The following is a 14,778-nucleotide window of genomic DNA, read 5'->3' as shown; positions in this document are numbered from 1 at the left end:
TTGGGCGGGGTGCGTGACCCCTACGCGGTAGTCGTACAAACATCGTATCCGTCCCCCCGTTCCGGAAGCATGGGTACTCTACGTAAGGTTTTATACTACCTGATCATTGCGGTGAGCACGCTGGTGATCCTTGCCGGTTTGCTATCGCTGATCCACGACGTATCGTACTGGTACACGAAGGTGCTCGATTTCCCCCGGCCGCAGTACTTTCTGCTGGGCCTGGGATGCCTGATCTTGTTCCCTTTGCTGCAGGAGCGGTGGTCGCTGCCGGCCGTGGCGCTGGTTGCCGGACTTATCGTGTCCACGACCATTCAGTTTACCCGGCTCTCGCCATATTACTTAGGCGAGGTGACCGTACCGACGGCTGAGCGTAGTCCGGAAGAAACGGTGAGCGTGATCATTGCCAATGTGCTCATCAGCAACCGCGAACACGCGAAATTCCTGGAAATCGTCCGGAGTCGTAACCCGGATATGCTGCTCGTCATGGAAGTGAATGCCTGGTGGATGGAGCAGTTGGCTTCCCTGGCTGCCGACTATCCCCACCGGATCGAGTATCCTACGGACAACGCCTACGGCATGGCGCTGTACTCCCGTTACCCCCTGGAGAACACGGACATTAAGTTCTTCAACCACGAGGATGTCCCGTCCATCCACACGACCGTCACCCTTCCCGCGGGCCGGCGGTTCCGGTTTCACGGAGTGCATCCGGTGGCGCCCGTTCCCAGTAAGGAGTACCCGGACAACCGGGGGGAAAAGGAGGTCGCGCTGGAACGGGTCGCCGAACTGGTGATGCAGAATTCCCTTCCCGCCCTGGTCGCCGGCGACCTCAACGACGTGTCCTGGTCGCGGACCGCCCGGCTGTTCGAGCACGAAAGCGGGCTGCATAACGTTCGCCTCGGCCGGGGACTGTACAACTCCTTCGATGCTACTTCTCCCGTCATGCGCTGGCCCCTGGATCATTATTTCGTCAGCGAAGCTTTCCGCCTGGTGGCATTGGAGCGCCTGCCCGCCTTCGGATCGGATCACTTTCCGATGTATGCGGAGTTTGGGTTGGAGTAAGGGGAACTCTTCGCAGACTTCTAAACGATTGCTATTTCTTATTTGGTAATGGATCTCACAACCCGAGTGCTGTCAATCAAAACGTCTCTTAATAATATTTTATACGGAAATTCATCGAGTTTTGACTCTTGGAATGCTGCATGTATTTCAATTAGTGATTCGGATGTAATTAACGATAAATTCAGGTCATAATCTAGCCCACATTCATTCACGAAATCATCAGAAAAAGATGGCGCTACGATGAATGTTTTTACAACTTTGTATCCGTTCTTCTCCGCTAGTGATTTATACGCTTTGATCTGTCTAGACGCGGAGCTATACGTAGAGAATTTTTTGTCTTTTTTCGTTTTGCACTCCACAATTATTATCTCTTCATTTCCCAGATTGATTAGAATATCTATCTTATCCTTTGAGGTATTTAGTCGAGCCCTAAGCTTCTCATCCACATCCAATTTAAAATTAATGAAAATCTGTTTTGTCAGAAATTCGTACTGAACACCAAGCTCTGATTCCTTAATCTGTATATTATTGCTTTTAAGCGTATTGATATCCCTATTTGATATAGAGATATAATTTTCTAAATAAAGATTTTTCACATCTCTATATGAATCCAATATATTTACTATTTCATCGCCCCTCGTCGATATGCCTTTAAATGTACAAAATCCCTTTATATCTTCTTGATCAATTATGTACAGAATATCCAAGGGTTTCAGTCCATGTCTTAGTAATGTATTTGAATCGAGAGCAACTGATTCCTGCAATTCAAACTCGCTTCGCACCATAGAATCAAATTTAGGAATTATACTATGTAAATCTGACAACAATTTGTTATACCCATGAAGAGAAATACTAATATTATCCTCCTTGTCTTTCTCATTCAGGTATTGAACAAAGTTTGAGATTTTGTCCTCCAGAGATGCCCCGGGAATACGGTCCTTTATTTTTAGCTTATTTTCTATAAGATCATTAAGCACTTTTTTGCGTTCGGTCTTTGTGGTTCCTGGCTTGTGAATACCCAGCAACAACATTTTTTTAAAATTAACCCCTTCAGCTATAATCTGCTTATACTTTTCTTCTGGTGAAAGCTTATATTGTATATTATGCTTTTTAGCGACCGTATTTACACAACTAGGCTTCAATGCTTTCAATACTCGCATGTATATCTTGTCAGGCACTTCCTTTCCCCTAATTACTCGAAGTATTGCTACAATTTCATCCGGCACATATACCTGATGACTCTTTTTTGAGTAAAAAATTACTCCCGCTTTAACTAAAAAAGAAATTAGCTCATCGATATCTAATTTCGTGATAGGGACGACGGAATAATTGATGAGTTTCACTTCTTCGTGGGATAGTTCAAGTTCATCGACTAATACCGTTAGAATAGACTGCTCATCTGCAGTCACCTTTTTATCACGGTTATTCCCCTCATCGTTTGTGTAAGCAACTTCAACGCATTTTCGGTATATCCGATAGTCTCTTACCCTCTCGCTATCCTCACCTTCTAAAAGATGTAATAGGTCCTTTACTTTTGCCCTAATGGACTTTAGTTCCCTGTCGTAAAGCTTCAGGAGCCATTCACGACTCATCAAAGAATTGCCATCGCGAATTAAGATATCAACTACAATGTCAAGCTGATTCGTAGTATTTTGAAATTGCTCGTAGATGCATTGCTGATATTCATCAGATACCAAATCAAAAACACTTTCGACACTTAAGTTATCAGCGTTCTTAATTTGGCCATCTATCTGGCTCAATATATTCTCAACTTTCTTGTAATTCTTAGGCTTTTCGACTATAATCTGATCAATAACTCTAAGAAAATTGTTCTTTTCAAAAGTGTTGACCTGGTTAAGAATGTCCGATATTTTCACTGAAGCTAATTTTCAGGTCAAAATATAGTTTTATCTTTAATTTATAGCAGCATTACGTATAATTAATTAGGAAATATGTGCCGTGCATCATATAGCCCTGCCCTATTCACTCCCACACCGTCACCGTCATACTCAGTCCCGTTCGCGCACGCCGCCAGGGCTGACCCCGGTGTTCCCGGTGGTACAGGCCCCGGGTGAAGAGACCGGCAGACAGCAGGAGTACGTTCTTATCCCGTTTACTCCAGGCCTCGACGATTTCCAGGGTAAGGAGCACGTCGTCCTTCAGGGGCAGGGGATCGGGCCCCAGGGGAATGCCCACCCAGCCTTCCGTCAGGTACACGGTAGCGTAATGCGCATAAAGGGGTTCGGTTTCCGGCCGTTTATCGTGTAGGGCGTACAGATTGACCCGTACCCGGAGACTGTCGTAGGTAGAGCGGGCAAGGTGGATGTTTACCCTTTTGAGGAGGCGCGGGTTCTTACCCGCCTTGATTAGCGTGCCCCGTTCCGCTCCGGAGCGCGGATCTACGGACCAGCCCGTCACGATCGTCCGGGATTCGGAGCGGTTTCCCAGGGTACGTAACCGCCGCAGGCGCTTTCCGGTGAGGGACACTTCCGGCAGGGCAGCGGGAGCGGGCGTCAGACAGATGACCGAGCGGTCACCGGACAAAAACCTCCTTACGGAAACGGTATCCGTGGCAAATCCCAAAGACGAAATCACCATAAAATTTGCGGGTGGTGCCGCCGGCGCGTAGACCAGCCGGAACCGGCCGAGAGAATCCCCGCTCACGCCCCGGTTTCCTTCACGCAGGTACACGCTGGGGTAAGGCACGGGAGTGCCGTCCGCGCAACTGATAACCGTACCCGCCAAGGTGGTCTGAGTAACCGCTACGCCCGGAAGCAACGTAACCAAAAGTATGGCTACCGTAATCCTCAACCCCCACGGAGGAGATTTGAGCAGAAGGAAAGGATTCAAATGGTGGATAAAGCGCTGCACTCCATTAATTTACAACTCCCGCGCGCGCCGCCCCGTTTGTATGGTCATGCAAACCGCCCGAACCACTACCGACTACGCGTACATCCTGCAGCAACAACGGGAACGAGCCCCCGCCCTCGCTCGCACCTCGGCCCGCGAGCGATCGGATAAGCTGCGCCGCATCCTGACTTATCTGGACGACGCGGGAAACAAACAACGCCTGCTCGATGCTCTACACGCCGATCTGGGTAAGCATGAGGTGGAAGCCATCCTGAGCGAAGTCGGCGTGATCTACGGCCACGTAAACTACATCACGAAGCATCTGCGGCGGTGGATGGAGCCCCGCCGGGTGGCCACGCCCCTGAGCATGATCGGCACCTCAAACTACATCTATTACGAGCCCAAGGGTTGCGTGCTCATTATATCCCCCTGGAACTATCCCTTCAATCTGGCCATCGTACCCCTGCTGTACGCCGTCGCGGCCGGGTGTACGGTCACCCTGAAACCTTCGGAGCACAGCCCGGCCACCACGGCTTATCTGCAGGAAATGATGGGGCAATTGTTTGCCGAAAACGAAGTGGCGGTGGTCGCCGGGGAAGCCGAAACCTCAGCCGCGCTCACCCGCCTGCCCTTCAACCACATCTTCTTTACGGGCAGCCCCGCTATCGGTAAGAAGGTGATGGCCGCGGCGGCGGAAAATCTGGCTAGCGTGACCCTGGAACTGGGGGGGAAGTCGCCCTGCGTGGTCGACGATGACGTAGACGTAAGTAAATCCGCCCGCAACCTGGCCTGGGGTAAGTTTTTCAACGCCGGACAAACCTGCACGGCTCCCGACTACCTGCTCGTCAACGACAACATCGCTGACCGCTACGTACAAGGGTTGGCCGAAGTGATCCGGGAGTTCTACGGCGACGCCCCCCGGCAATCCGGTGATCTGGCGCGCATCGTTAACGAAAAGCAGTTCGACCACCTGCAAACGTTGCTGGACGATGCGGTAGCGAAGGGCGCCAAGGTGGTGACCGGTGGCACCCACGACCGCGCCGCTCTGTTCTTCGCGCCCACCGTGCTGACGGACGTGACCCCCGACATGCGGGTGCTTCAGGAAGAGATCTTCGGGCCGATCCTCCCCATTCTTACCTTCAACAACCTGAACGAGGCCCTGGCCGAAATACGCCGTCACCCCAAGCCGCTGGCCTTTTACATCCAGGCGAACAACCGGCGTACCGTCAAGCGCCTGCTGGCGGAAACGAGTGCCGGGGGCACGCTGGTAAATGAGTTTCTGCTCGGCAGTGCTAATCCCGCCCTGCCCTTCGGGGGTGTCAACAACAGCGGCATCGGCAAAAGCTTCGGCTTCCACGGCTGGGTCGACTTCAGTAACGAACGGGCGGTGCTGGAGCGCAAGTTTTTCGACCTCTCGGCCGCCTACCCGCCCTACACCGATAAGGTCAAACAGCTTATCAACCGAATCTACCGGTGGTCCTGATCATTCGGGTTCCCGAAGCGTTATACCACCGTACCTTTGCTCCATGGATTTCATCTTCACCATCGCCCTGATCTACTTCGCCTACCGCGGTTACCGCTGGTACACCCACATGCAAAAGCAGGTGCGACAGCCCCCCCCGCCGCCCCGCAACATCGACATCACGCCGGAAGAAGAAGAGCGGGACGATTACATCGATTACGAAGAAGTGAAGTAGCCGCCCGGCGCAAAATCCAACCCATGTCCGACTCTCCCCGACGTTTCCCCGGCCGCCCCGGTGACTGGGTCCTCCATAAGGATAACCAGCTCATCGCTTTCAATAAGCCCGCCGGTATGGCCGTAGTGCCCGACAAGAAGAAGAGCGCTAACCTGCTCCAGATCGGTGCCGCCTACGCCCACCACGATCTCTACCCGATCCACCGCCTCGACCGACCGGTATCCGGCGTCGTAGTGTTCGGCAAAAAACCTTCCGCCCAGACCGCCGTATCGGAGCAGTTTCAGGCGCGGACGGTGGATAAAACTTACCTCGCCATCGTTGGCGAACGCCCGCCAAAGGACGCCGATACACTCGTACATTTCATACGCGAAGGGAAGGGAAACACCTCCGAGGTCGTTGACCAGTCGGATAAGTCCGGCAAACGCGCCGAGCTCAGCTACCGCTACCTGGGTAGCAGCGATCGGTACCACCTACTGGAGATCAAATTGCACACCGGTCGCAAACACCAGATTCGCGCTCAACTCGGTGCCCTGGGATGCCCCCTACGGGGCGACACGAAGTACGGCTTCAAGCGGGGTAACGAAGGCAAAACGATCGACCTGCACGCGTACACCCTGGCCTTCGACCACCCGGTGAGCGGAAGTCGGATGGAACTCACGGCACCGCTGCCGGAGGAGCCGGTATGGCAGGCCTTCGCGGAGGTAGTGGCCGGCAGCTAAAGACCGCGAACGATGGATGTAGAAACCGTATTCAATTATTTCCCGGACCTTTCGGAACGACAGCGGGAACAGTTTACCGCGCTGGGCGATCTGTACCGCGACTGGAACGCCAAGATCAACGTCGTCAGTCGCAAGGACATCGACAATTTGTACGTACACCACGTGCTGCACTCCCTGGCGATCGCTAAGGTCGTTTCGTTTCGGGCGGGGACGCGGGTGCTGGACCTGGGCACCGGTGGTGGCTTTCCGGGAATTCCACTGGCTATCCTGTTCCCCGACGTTGATTTCCACCTTATTGACGGAACAGCAAAGAAGATTCGGGTATGCCAGGAGGTAATCTCCGCTCTCGGACTTACCAACTGCCGGGCCGAACAACAACGCGCGGAAGAACTGAAGAAGCGGGCGTATGACTTCGTGGTCACCCGGGCCGTCGCCAAGATCGATAAGTTGGCCGACTGGAGCCTGCGCCTCATCACCGACAAGCAGCGCAACGCCTTACCCAACGGCATCCTGGCCCTGAAGGGCAGGGGACTGAAGGAAGAACTCGCCGCCCTGCCCAAACGCGCCTACGTGGAGGAATACCCGATCGGCAAGTGGTTCGCGGAAGATTTCTTTGAGGAAAAGGAAGTGATGTATCTGCAGTACTGACGATCACCCTTAATCGCCGTCTATAGATAAGGACTGGGATAAAATCGATCCCGCTACGCTCGGGTAGCGGACAATTCGATACGGCCAGATGCTATAAAGGGGATTAAAACTACATATACCCCAGGGCCATCACCAGGAAGGTGAGCATGAACGGCATGGACACCCAGAACCACTGGTTCATGAAGATCAGCATCAGGAAGAAGATCACGAGGGAGATCAGGAAGAAGATCCAGTAATTCCGCTGGGTGGTGTGGGGCTGAGTCTCGGCGGAGACGGCACTTTTGGAAGTCATGGGGCTATACGTTAAGGCGCAAAGATAATGCTTAGTAACTGACCTCCGCAGCGGCGGCCTCATCCAAATACCAGTGGAGCTGACCGGAGGGCGGATTGATGTGGGCGGCGGGGAATTCGGTGGCTGAGTGCTCACGATTAACGATTTGACCGACTCGTTGTGCCTTGGAGGCACCCGTAATCAGAAAAATCACCTCGTCAGACGCATTGATGACCGGTCCGGTCAGGGTCACACGCAACTGGCCGCTTTCGGGATGGCGGGCCACGGCGCATATTCGTTCGTCGGTCAGGAGGTCCATGCTGTCTGGAAAGATGGACGCCGTGTGTCCGTCGCCACCCATCCCGAGCATATTGATGTCGAAGATGGGCATTCCGTCGGAGTTTTGCGGCAGCAGACTCGCGATGGTTTCCCCGTAGGCGCGGGCGGCTTCCTCCGCTTCGAGGTCGGTGGGTACGGGATGGATCTGTTCTTCCACCACGGGTACATGATCGAAGAGTAGCTTTTTGGCTTCGCCGTAATTACTTTCGGGGTCGTCGTAGGGAACCATCCGATCGTCTCCCCAGAAGAAATGGAGTCGGCTCCAGTCGATGCGGTCGCGGTACTCCTCGGCCAGAAGGCGGAAGAGTAGTTTGGGCGTTGATCCACCCGACAGTGCCCAGTAGAGTGGGGCATCCTTACGTTCGTCCAACTTCCGCATCAGATGCTCCGCGAACGCGCGGGCTACGGACGGGCCATCTTCGTAAACGTGGAGGTTGGGCTTATACATCGATTTATCCATTCTTAATGAGGTCTAGCAGGTCATCGGCACTGAGTCCGGCGCTTTGCTCGGTACCGGCCAGGAGGCTGTCGGCGAGGTCGCGCTTTTCGGCGTGCAATTTGACGATTTTTTCCTCGATGGTGTTCTCGGACACGAAGCGGTACACCGTTACCGGGCGCATCTGACCGATCCGGTGAGCCCGGTCGCTAGCCTGATCCTCTACGGCGGGATTCCACCAGGGGTCGAGGTGAAGAACGTAGTCCGCCGCCGTAAGGGTAAGACCGGTTCCCCCGGCCTTCAGACTGATGAGGAAAATGTCTCCCTCTCCCCGCTGGAACGCCTGCACGGCATCGTCGCGCTTCGGTCCGGGAGTACTGCCGTCGAGGTACTGGTAGGGTACCCCGTTTTCGATGGCCCAGTTCTCTACGATTTTCAAATGTCGGACGAACTGACTGAATATCAGTGCCTTGTGCCCATTCTCGCGTAACTCTTGGACGGTTTCGGCCAGGAGTTCCAGTTTGCTGCTGGAAATATTGACGTTCGGGTCGACCAGTTTGGGATGACAGGCCGCCTGTCGCAGTTTCATCAGCTCGGCCAGGATCTGGAAGCGGCGGTTCGGTCCTTCGCTGTCGTCGATGCTCTCCAGGGCGTGTTGCCGCAGGGCTTCGTAGAAGGCGCGTTCCGGCTGCGACAGTTCAACGGTAAGGGTAACCTCCGTTTTCGGTGGTAACTCTTCGAGCACCTCTTCCTTGCGCCGCCGCAGGATGAAGGGCTGAATCAGGCGACGCAGCTGTTGCCGGCGTTCGTTATCGTTGTTGCGGGTAACGGGAATGGTATACTTCTCGTTGAAGCGCTGGAAGCTCCCCAACAGTCCCGGATTGAGGAAGGTGAACAGGTTCCAGAGTTCCCCAAGGTGATTTTCGATGGGCGTACCGGTGGTGGCTACCCGGAAGTCCCCCTGCAACTTCATGGCGATCTGACTCCGCTTCGTACCCCGGTTTTTGATGGCCTGGGCCTCATCGAGAATGATGGTTCCGAAGCGCTTCGCCGCCAGGGCATCCCCCTCGAAGGGCAGGAGGCCGTAGCTCACGACCAGCATATCGTAAGGACCTACGTTGTCGATGATCTCCTGCCGGTCGTTGCCGACGAGCAGAATCGGATTGAGCGTGGGCGCGAATTTAGCGGCTTCCCGAATCCAGTTGCGGGTCACCGAGGCCGGTGCGATAACCAGGGCGGGCCCCTCTTCGGCGCGCGCCTGCAGCATGGCGAGTCCCTGAATGGTCTTACCCAAACCCATATCGTCAGCCAAGCAGGCGCCTACGCCCCAGTCTGCCAGCCGCATGAGCCAACGGAAACCGTCGAGCTGGTACGGGCGCAGTTCGGCGCGGAAGGTCGACGGCACCCGGGCCATGGTCTGGTTGACGCTCTGGATGCGCTGTAGGCTCTCCCGCCAGGCCATGTCGGCTTCGAATCCGCCCAGCTGATCCGCGATATCGTCCAGCATGCCGCCGGCCAGCGGGTGCAGTTGCATACCCTCTCCGTTGGCGGACATGAGTCCCTCCATTTCCCGCAGTTTGCGGCGTAGCTGTTCGGTGAGGGCCACGTACTGGCCTTCGCTGAGCTGGATGAAGTTGCTCTGCTCGTTCTCGCTTACTTTCTCGATCAGTTCCCGGAAGCTGATGACCTGCTGATCATCGACGGCCAGGGTACCCTCCACGTCGAACCATCCGGCCTTTTCCTTCACGCCGAGGCTCAGGTCGCCGAAGTCAACACTACCCAGCAGTTTGATCCGCTCGCCGCGGGGGTGCTCCAGGACGATGCGTTCCATGGCCCGCAGGGGTTGCAGTTCCAGTAGGATATTCAGACAGTCTTCTACCTCATCGATCTGCCACTCGTAGTCGCGGTGTACGATCTTCTGTAGGGTAGGGCAGTCGATGATCACGCCCTCCGCCCGTTCGATCTCCCGCGCCAGGTCGCGCTCGGCGAGACGTCGCTGTCCGTCCGCTTCGCTGATCACCTTGTTTCGGCCCCGGCCGGGCTTGAAGTACTGATCTTCTTCCGGAATGGGGCGCACGAAGAACTCCACTTTGAAGGTCTCTCCGACGGGCAACAGATGGACGTAGGTGCGGGAATCCGCCTTCGTTTCGTCGAGGTCATCGATGACTCCGGCGAGCGTATTCTGTACTTCCGTGAACTTACTCAGGTTGCGGGCCACTTCGAGCAGACGGTGACGGGCCCGTTTCGGTATTTCCAGGCCCTCGCCGATCTGCCGGTGAATCTGGTCGTGGCCGTCGTTGACCTCGATGACCTGGTAACGGGTCGGGGTTTCCTTGACCACCTGAACGCCGGTGCCGGTAAAGTCCTGGGCAAAGCGGAGGTGAAGTCGGTTATTGGTCTCTTCGATCAGCAACTGGGGGTTACGCCGCACCAGTTCCACGCCGATGGCCGAATTCTTGCTCAGGTAGAGGTTGGGGTGTCCCACCAAGGCCAGCAGGGCGTCCTCGTAGTTGATGGTAAAGCTGCCGTTGGGGTGATACCGGCTGTAATCTTCCTCGATGGTCTTTGCTACGGCGACATCCTGGGGGGTCATGCCCTCCACGTCGCCCTGCTTAACGCGCTTCAGCGCCACTTTCCGCCCCTTAGACCAGCTGCCGCTTTTACTGAGGGTCTGTTCGCGGGGTTCGAGTTCTCGCTTATCGAAGTCGACGAACCACACGAAACGACTTGTTTTCTTACTCCGCTTATCGTTGCCGCGGTCCGGCGTCCCCATACCCACCAGCACCTCGAGCGCCCGTTCCCAGGGCTCGATACGGGGCATGGCGTCGGCCAGGGAATATATGCGGAGTTGATCGCTGAGCTGTTGAGCGCGGGTCGCGTAAGCCTCCCGGGCCTCGGTCTCCGGATGCCGGAGGGAAAGCACGCGCGTCAGTTCCATTTCCACCCACTGGTAACCGTTATCCTGGGCGCGTTCGCGAAGTTTCTCGAGCTTCAGGAGATATTCGGCGGCGGGAATTTCCGCGCTGCTGTCGGTCCATAAGCGGTATAAAGCGTCGAAGGTCAGGGCAAAGGCATTAGCCTCCGTGCGGGCGAGGCCCTGCTGAGCGATGGTCTGCCCGTCCTCATCGTTGCGAAGGTAGGCGTGCAGGGCTTTGAACACCAGGTAGGTACCGCCCAGCCGCAGGTTCTGAACCGGATCGATATTATCCAGATGATGGCCGATAATTTCGGCGCTCTTTACGCCACCATTGCGAAGTAGGGAGAGCAGATACAGGTAGCCGGCAAGGTGAGCGGGGTACTTATTTTCGTATTCCCTGCGGTATCCTTTCCGTACTTCCTCGATCAGTTCGTTCGCCCCCTCGTCGTCATCGCGCAGCACGTGGTAGATGAGGTGATTGGCGGAGCTTCGCCATTCGCTGGTTTCCAGATCGGCCCACAACTGTAGTCGGCTCCACGCACCCTGTAGCACGAAGGCTTCGGCAAGCAACTCGCGCAGGGGACCGGACTGGGGTTCGCGGATGTGCTCGTGCTGTTCGAGGAATTCGATGAGGTCATCCAGGGGCTCCATGGCGATAAGCGCCCGACGGAAAGCATTCCGGATATTGATCTCCTGCCAGGCCGGCAGCAGGTTCTCTACCCACCGGGGGTCAAATTCGGCGAAAAGGGGATCGATGAATACCCCGGTGCGCGCCTGGTCCGGGTAAAAGTTCTCGGTTTCGCGCTGCAGCCGGTCGAAGCCCGCTTCATTTTGCAAATAAAAGGCGATGCGGATCTCCCGCATGAGGGCGTGCGGACTGCTGGGCTGCCAGTACGTTTTGTAGGGAAGCTCCCGCCGGATCTCGTTGAGCAGTACGGTGAAGTCGGGGCGGCGGCCCGCCTGCCGCATGATGGCCTCGCTGTACTGGGGATTGATTCGCCAGCCGTGATCGCTCTGCTTGACCAGGATCCCCGCTTTGTGGAGCTGATGCACGATTTCCTCGGTGGCGGCGTGGGTAAAACGCGACTCCCCGGCGGGCGGGGGCATACCGATTTTGTTCAGCAGGCGGGAGAGATCAAGAACGGAACGCTCCTCGTACACGATGCTCATTGCGGTAGCTACGTCACGCTCGGTAGCGCTTAAAGATTTCCAGGTGGTGCGGAAGGCTCCGTTCATTCAGTTTCGATCAGGGTTAACTGGTTTTAAAGGCGCGACCACCTAGGTTAGTTGCCCATTTACTCGTTTTTTTTAGCGCTTAAACCACTGTTCGCCGATCCGTTGGCTTCTTCCACCACTTCGGCCAATTCTTCGACCATATCCCCGATCAATAACCGCAACTTAGGTTCCACCGCCTGTACGGTGGCGATGACGTCCTCTACGGTCGTCGGTTGAATGTCGGCAATGGGAAAACACTTATTACTCACTACGGAAGCGACGAACACCGGCAGGTCCGCATGCCGGGCTACGAGGACCTCCGGTACCGTAGACATGCCGATCAGATCCGCACCGATGATGTTTGCCATCCGGTACTCCGCGGGCGTCTCCAGGTTCGGTCCCGCCAGCGCCAGGTAAACTCCCTCGTGCGCATTGAGTCCGTGGCGCTTAGCCAGTTTGATCGCACGAGCGTTCAGAGCACGATCGTAGGTGTGTAGCATGTCGGGGAACCGGGGACCGAGCCGGTCGTCGTTATGTCCCCGCAGCGGATTATCCGGCTGCATGTTGATGTGGTCGCGAATGAATACCACGTCTCCGGCGCAAATATCCGGATTTACGCTACCCGACGCATTAGAGATCAACAGGTGTTCAATCCCCAGGGCCTTGAGCACCCGGACCGGAAAGGTTAGCTGCTGCATACTGTAACCTTCGTAGTAATGCAGGCGACCGGCCATGGCGACGACGGGGATGCCGCGCAACTTACCGAGCACGAGCTTACCGCGGTGAGTAGCGACGGTCGATACCGAAAAATAGGGGAGGAGCCCGTACACGAATTCCCGCTCCACCTCGATTTCTTCTACCAGAGTGCTTAGTCCGGTCCCGAGGATGATCCCGATCCGGGGCTGGGTCTTAGCCCGTTGCTTGATGAAGGAAACGCACTCCTGAATTTGCTGGTAGAGGGTCATGTTTAGTAAACTTTAGTAGCTAGGCTATCGGGGAAGTATGCACCCCATTTTCGGTTATAGGTATGAATGCGGTCGGTGGGCCCCGCGGCGTCCACCACCGGATAGCCGGCCAACTTCCAGGCGTACAGGCTACCGTATAGGTTGTACACGCGCGTAAACCCGCGCCCCCGGAGCTCATCCGCCATCCGCTCGCTCCGGTAACCGACGGTACAGTAGATCACCAGCGGCGTACGACGATCGAGCGCATCGAGTGCCCGGTAATCGGGATCGTCAAATCCCAGGTGCAGGGCTCCCGGAAGATGGCTCACGTCGTATTCCACCTGCTCCCGGGCATCAACGTACACGGCACGGGGAAGATGGTAAGCCTCGGTAGCACTGATTGCCAGTGAATCCGCGGTGACCATTTTAGCCAGCCGATCGTTGAGGGGAGGGTAGGAGGTCTGTAGCCGCGGTGGTATGTCCTGGCTTCCGAGTCGACAGCCATTGGCCAGCAGGAGCCCCACCGACCAAATCATGAGTTTAAGGTATCGCTTCACGGTTGAGTAACACCGATCAGTCACTACTCGTTTCGTTTACCGGCAGTTGCTGGGGGCCTTTTCCCACCCGATCGGCCAGGTACATCTTATCCTCGCAGAAGTACAGCAAATGCTCACGGATAAAATTTCGGACTTCCGAAGCCACCGTATCCGGATACAGCAGATGTACGTTCGGACCCGCATCGAGGGTGAAGTGCACCGGATGCCCCGTCTCCCGCCGAAATTGCTGCAACGTACGGATGACGTGCAGGGTATTGGGCTCGATCAGCGTGTAATACGGATGGCTACTCATCATCAAGGCATGGAGTGTAAGTGCCTCACTCTCAAGGAGTTCCCCAAAATTTTCGGTGTCGCCCCGACGTAAAATATCCAACATGGTCACCACCCTTCGGTTGGCCTGAGCATAGCGTGCCCCGGCGTACGGATTCAGATCCATCAACCCGTGACCCGCCCGACTACTCACCGACTTTTCCGTCTTCGATATCAGCAGGATGTCGTCGTGGTAAGTTTGAAACACGGGATGGATACGATCCGCGACCGGCAGTGCATACTCATCACTACTGAACTCCACTTCGCTAACGGCGCCCCACAGAGCCGCCGTACCGTACACGGATCGACTCGCGCTGCCCGAACCGAGCCGAGCCAGGTAGCTGGCCTTACGAAGGAAGGCATCCCGGTCCGTCATCGTTCCGAAGAGTTGCTCTTCCAGACTTACCAAGCAAAGCGCCAGTGCACTCATTCCCGATGCGGAACTGGCAATCCCGGCGGAATGGGGAAAACTATTACTGGTCTCGATCCGCAGCGATAGTTGTTGCAGGAAAGGGTAGATCGGCAGTAGCCGTTCGAGGTACTTCTTCGTCCGGGCGGTGAAGTCCGGTTTCATTGTGCCGTGAAAGTACAGCTCCACCTCCACACCTTCACCCGCCGCCTTCCGGGCGGAATAGTGCAGGGTCGTATCCGTTGCTGCTCCGTCGAGGGTAAAACTGACCGATGCATTCCGCGGGAGCTGGTCGCCGTGTTTTCCCCAGTACTTCACCAGGGCAATATTGGACGGGCTACGCCAGCGGATCGCGCCGGGTTCCACCTCCGTGCTGACCACGGTGAGGGAGGGACTGTCGTAATTCAT

13 protein-coding genes are annotated in these 14,778 nt (G+C 55.9%); 5 read left to right on the top strand and 8 right to left on the bottom strand.

All coding sequences use genetic code 11. The features are described 5' to 3' along the window. The first annotated feature begins 69 nt into the window (after positions 1 to 69). Positions 70 to 1,059: an endonuclease/exonuclease/phosphatase family protein gene (locus NMA52_RS15745; RefSeq protein WP_254828659.1), complete on the top strand. Its 990-nt coding sequence runs from the start codon at positions 70 to 72 to the stop codon at positions 1,057 to 1,059. Positions 1,060 to 1,097: 38 nt separating this feature from the next. On the opposite strand, the gene NMA52_RS15740 is transcribed toward NMA52_RS15745, so the two are convergent. Together NMA52_RS15740 and NMA52_RS15735 are read right to left on the bottom strand one after the other, a co-directional pair. Continuing rightward, positions 1,098 to 2,936 carry a hypothetical protein gene (locus tag NMA52_RS15740; protein ID WP_254828658.1) on the bottom strand — a complete coding sequence of 613 codons (1,839 nt, stop codon included), beginning with the start codon at positions 2,934 to 2,936 and terminating at the stop codon, positions 1,098 to 1,100. A gap of 106 nt (positions 2,937 to 3,042) precedes the next feature. Beyond that, the gene (locus NMA52_RS15735) at positions 3,043 to 3,804 is read right to left on the bottom strand and encodes a carboxypeptidase-like regulatory domain-containing protein (protein WP_254828657.1); all 762 of its coding nucleotides are present in this window, start codon (positions 3,802 to 3,804) and stop codon (positions 3,043 to 3,045) included. 172 nt (positions 3,805 to 3,976) lie between these two features. On the opposite strand from NMA52_RS15735, the gene NMA52_RS15730 reads away from it, so the two are divergent. The 4 genes from NMA52_RS15730 to rsmG are packed head-to-tail and all read left to right on the top strand — an operon-like array spanning position 3,977 to position 6,973. Next, positions 3,977 to 5,392 (top strand): aldehyde dehydrogenase family protein, encoded by a 1,416-nt coding sequence (locus NMA52_RS15730; RefSeq protein ID WP_254828656.1) that lies wholly within the window; start codon positions 3,977 to 3,979, stop codon positions 5,390 to 5,392. Between the two features lie 43 nt (positions 5,393 to 5,435). Further along, positions 5,436 to 5,606: a hypothetical protein gene (locus NMA52_RS15725; RefSeq protein ID WP_254828655.1), complete on the top strand. Its 171-nt coding sequence runs from the start codon at positions 5,436 to 5,438 to the stop codon at positions 5,604 to 5,606. 23 nt (positions 5,607 to 5,629) lie between these two features. Beyond that, positions 5,630 to 6,325, top strand: coding sequence for an RluA family pseudouridine synthase (locus NMA52_RS15720; RefSeq protein WP_254828654.1), 696 nt, complete (start codon positions 5,630 to 5,632; stop codon positions 6,323 to 6,325). Positions 6,326 to 6,337: 12 nt separating this feature from the next. Next, positions 6,338 to 6,973: a 16S rRNA (guanine(527)-N(7))-methyltransferase RsmG gene (gene rsmG / locus NMA52_RS15715; RefSeq protein WP_254828653.1), complete on the top strand. Its 636-nt coding sequence runs from the start codon at positions 6,338 to 6,340 to the stop codon at positions 6,971 to 6,973. Positions 6,974 to 7,082: 109 nt separating this feature from the next. Here rsmG and NMA52_RS15710 read toward each other — a convergent pair whose 3' ends face one another. From NMA52_RS15710 to NMA52_RS15685, 6 genes are read right to left on the bottom strand one after another with little or no spacing between them, the layout of a single operon-like run. After that, the gene (locus NMA52_RS15710; protein ID WP_254828652.1) at positions 7,083 to 7,265 is read right to left on the bottom strand and encodes a hypothetical protein; all 183 of its coding nucleotides are present in this window, start codon (positions 7,263 to 7,265) and stop codon (positions 7,083 to 7,085) included. Between the two features lie 31 nt (positions 7,266 to 7,296). Beyond that, positions 7,297 to 8,043: a 6-phosphogluconolactonase gene (pgl, locus tag NMA52_RS15705; protein ID WP_254828651.1), complete on the bottom strand. Its 747-nt coding sequence runs from the start codon at positions 8,041 to 8,043 to the stop codon at positions 7,297 to 7,299. Then, positions 8,036 to 12,172, bottom strand: coding sequence for a DEAD/DEAH box helicase (locus NMA52_RS15700; RefSeq protein ID WP_254828650.1), 4,137 nt, complete (start codon positions 12,170 to 12,172; stop codon positions 8,036 to 8,038). The genes pgl and NMA52_RS15700 overlap by 8 nt, the downstream gene beginning before the upstream one ends. Before the next feature lie 59 nt (positions 12,173 to 12,231). Next, positions 12,232 to 13,116, bottom strand: coding sequence for a purine-nucleoside phosphorylase (locus NMA52_RS15695; protein WP_254828649.1), 885 nt, complete (start codon positions 13,114 to 13,116; stop codon positions 12,232 to 12,234). 2 nt (positions 13,117 to 13,118) lie between these two features. After that, on the bottom strand, positions 13,119 to 13,631 hold the full coding sequence (locus NMA52_RS15690; protein ID WP_254828648.1) for a rhodanese-like domain-containing protein: 513 nt from the start codon (positions 13,629 to 13,631) through the stop codon (positions 13,119 to 13,121). Between the two features lie 37 nt (positions 13,632 to 13,668). Then, complete coding sequence (locus NMA52_RS15685) at positions 13,669 to 14,778, bottom strand: diphosphomevalonate/mevalonate 3,5-bisphosphate decarboxylase family protein (protein WP_254828647.1); 1,110 nt, start codon at positions 14,776 to 14,778, stop codon at positions 13,669 to 13,671.

The organism is Lewinella sp. JB7 (assembly GCF_024297185.1).
Lineage (GTDB): Bacteria > Bacteroidota > Bacteroidia > Chitinophagales > Saprospiraceae > Neolewinella.
Note: the sequence above shows the minus strand (reverse complement) of the source record. Positions and strands in the feature narration are given on the sequence as shown.

Bases quoted from the DNA above. Each gene is read 5' to 3' on its own strand.
- NMA52_RS15730 (WP_254828656.1), top strand. From the start codon at position 3,977: ATGCAAACCGCCCGAACCACTACCGACTACGCGTACATCCTGCAGCAA.
- pgl (WP_254828651.1), bottom strand. From the start codon at position 8,043: ATGGATAAATCGATGTATAAGCCCAACCTCCACGTTTACGAAGATGGC.
- rsmG (WP_254828653.1), top strand. From the start codon at position 6,338: ATGGATGTAGAAACCGTATTCAATTATTTCCCGGACCTTTCGGAACGA.
- NMA52_RS15695 (WP_254828649.1), bottom strand. From the start codon at position 13,116: ATGACCCTCTACCAGCAAATTCAGGAGTGCGTTTCCTTCATCAAGCAA.
- NMA52_RS15745 (WP_254828659.1), top strand. From the start codon at position 70: ATGGGTACTCTACGTAAGGTTTTATACTACCTGATCATTGCGGTGAGC.
- NMA52_RS15690 (WP_254828648.1), bottom strand. From the start codon at position 13,631: ATGATTTGGTCGGTGGGGCTCCTGCTGGCCAATGGCTGTCGACTCGGA.
- NMA52_RS15720 (WP_254828654.1), top strand. From the start codon at position 5,630: ATGTCCGACTCTCCCCGACGTTTCCCCGGCCGCCCCGGTGACTGGGTC.
- NMA52_RS15700 (WP_254828650.1), bottom strand. From the start codon at position 12,172: ATGAACGGAGCCTTCCGCACCACCTGGAAATCTTTAAGCGCTACCGAG.
- NMA52_RS15710 (WP_254828652.1), bottom strand. From the start codon at position 7,265: ATGACTTCCAAAAGTGCCGTCTCCGCCGAGACTCAGCCCCACACCACC.
- NMA52_RS15685 (WP_254828647.1), bottom strand. From the start codon at position 14,778: ATGAATTACGACAGTCCCTCCCTCACCGTGGTCAGCACGGAGGTGGAA.
- NMA52_RS15725 (WP_254828655.1), top strand. From the start codon at position 5,436: ATGGATTTCATCTTCACCATCGCCCTGATCTACTTCGCCTACCGCGGT.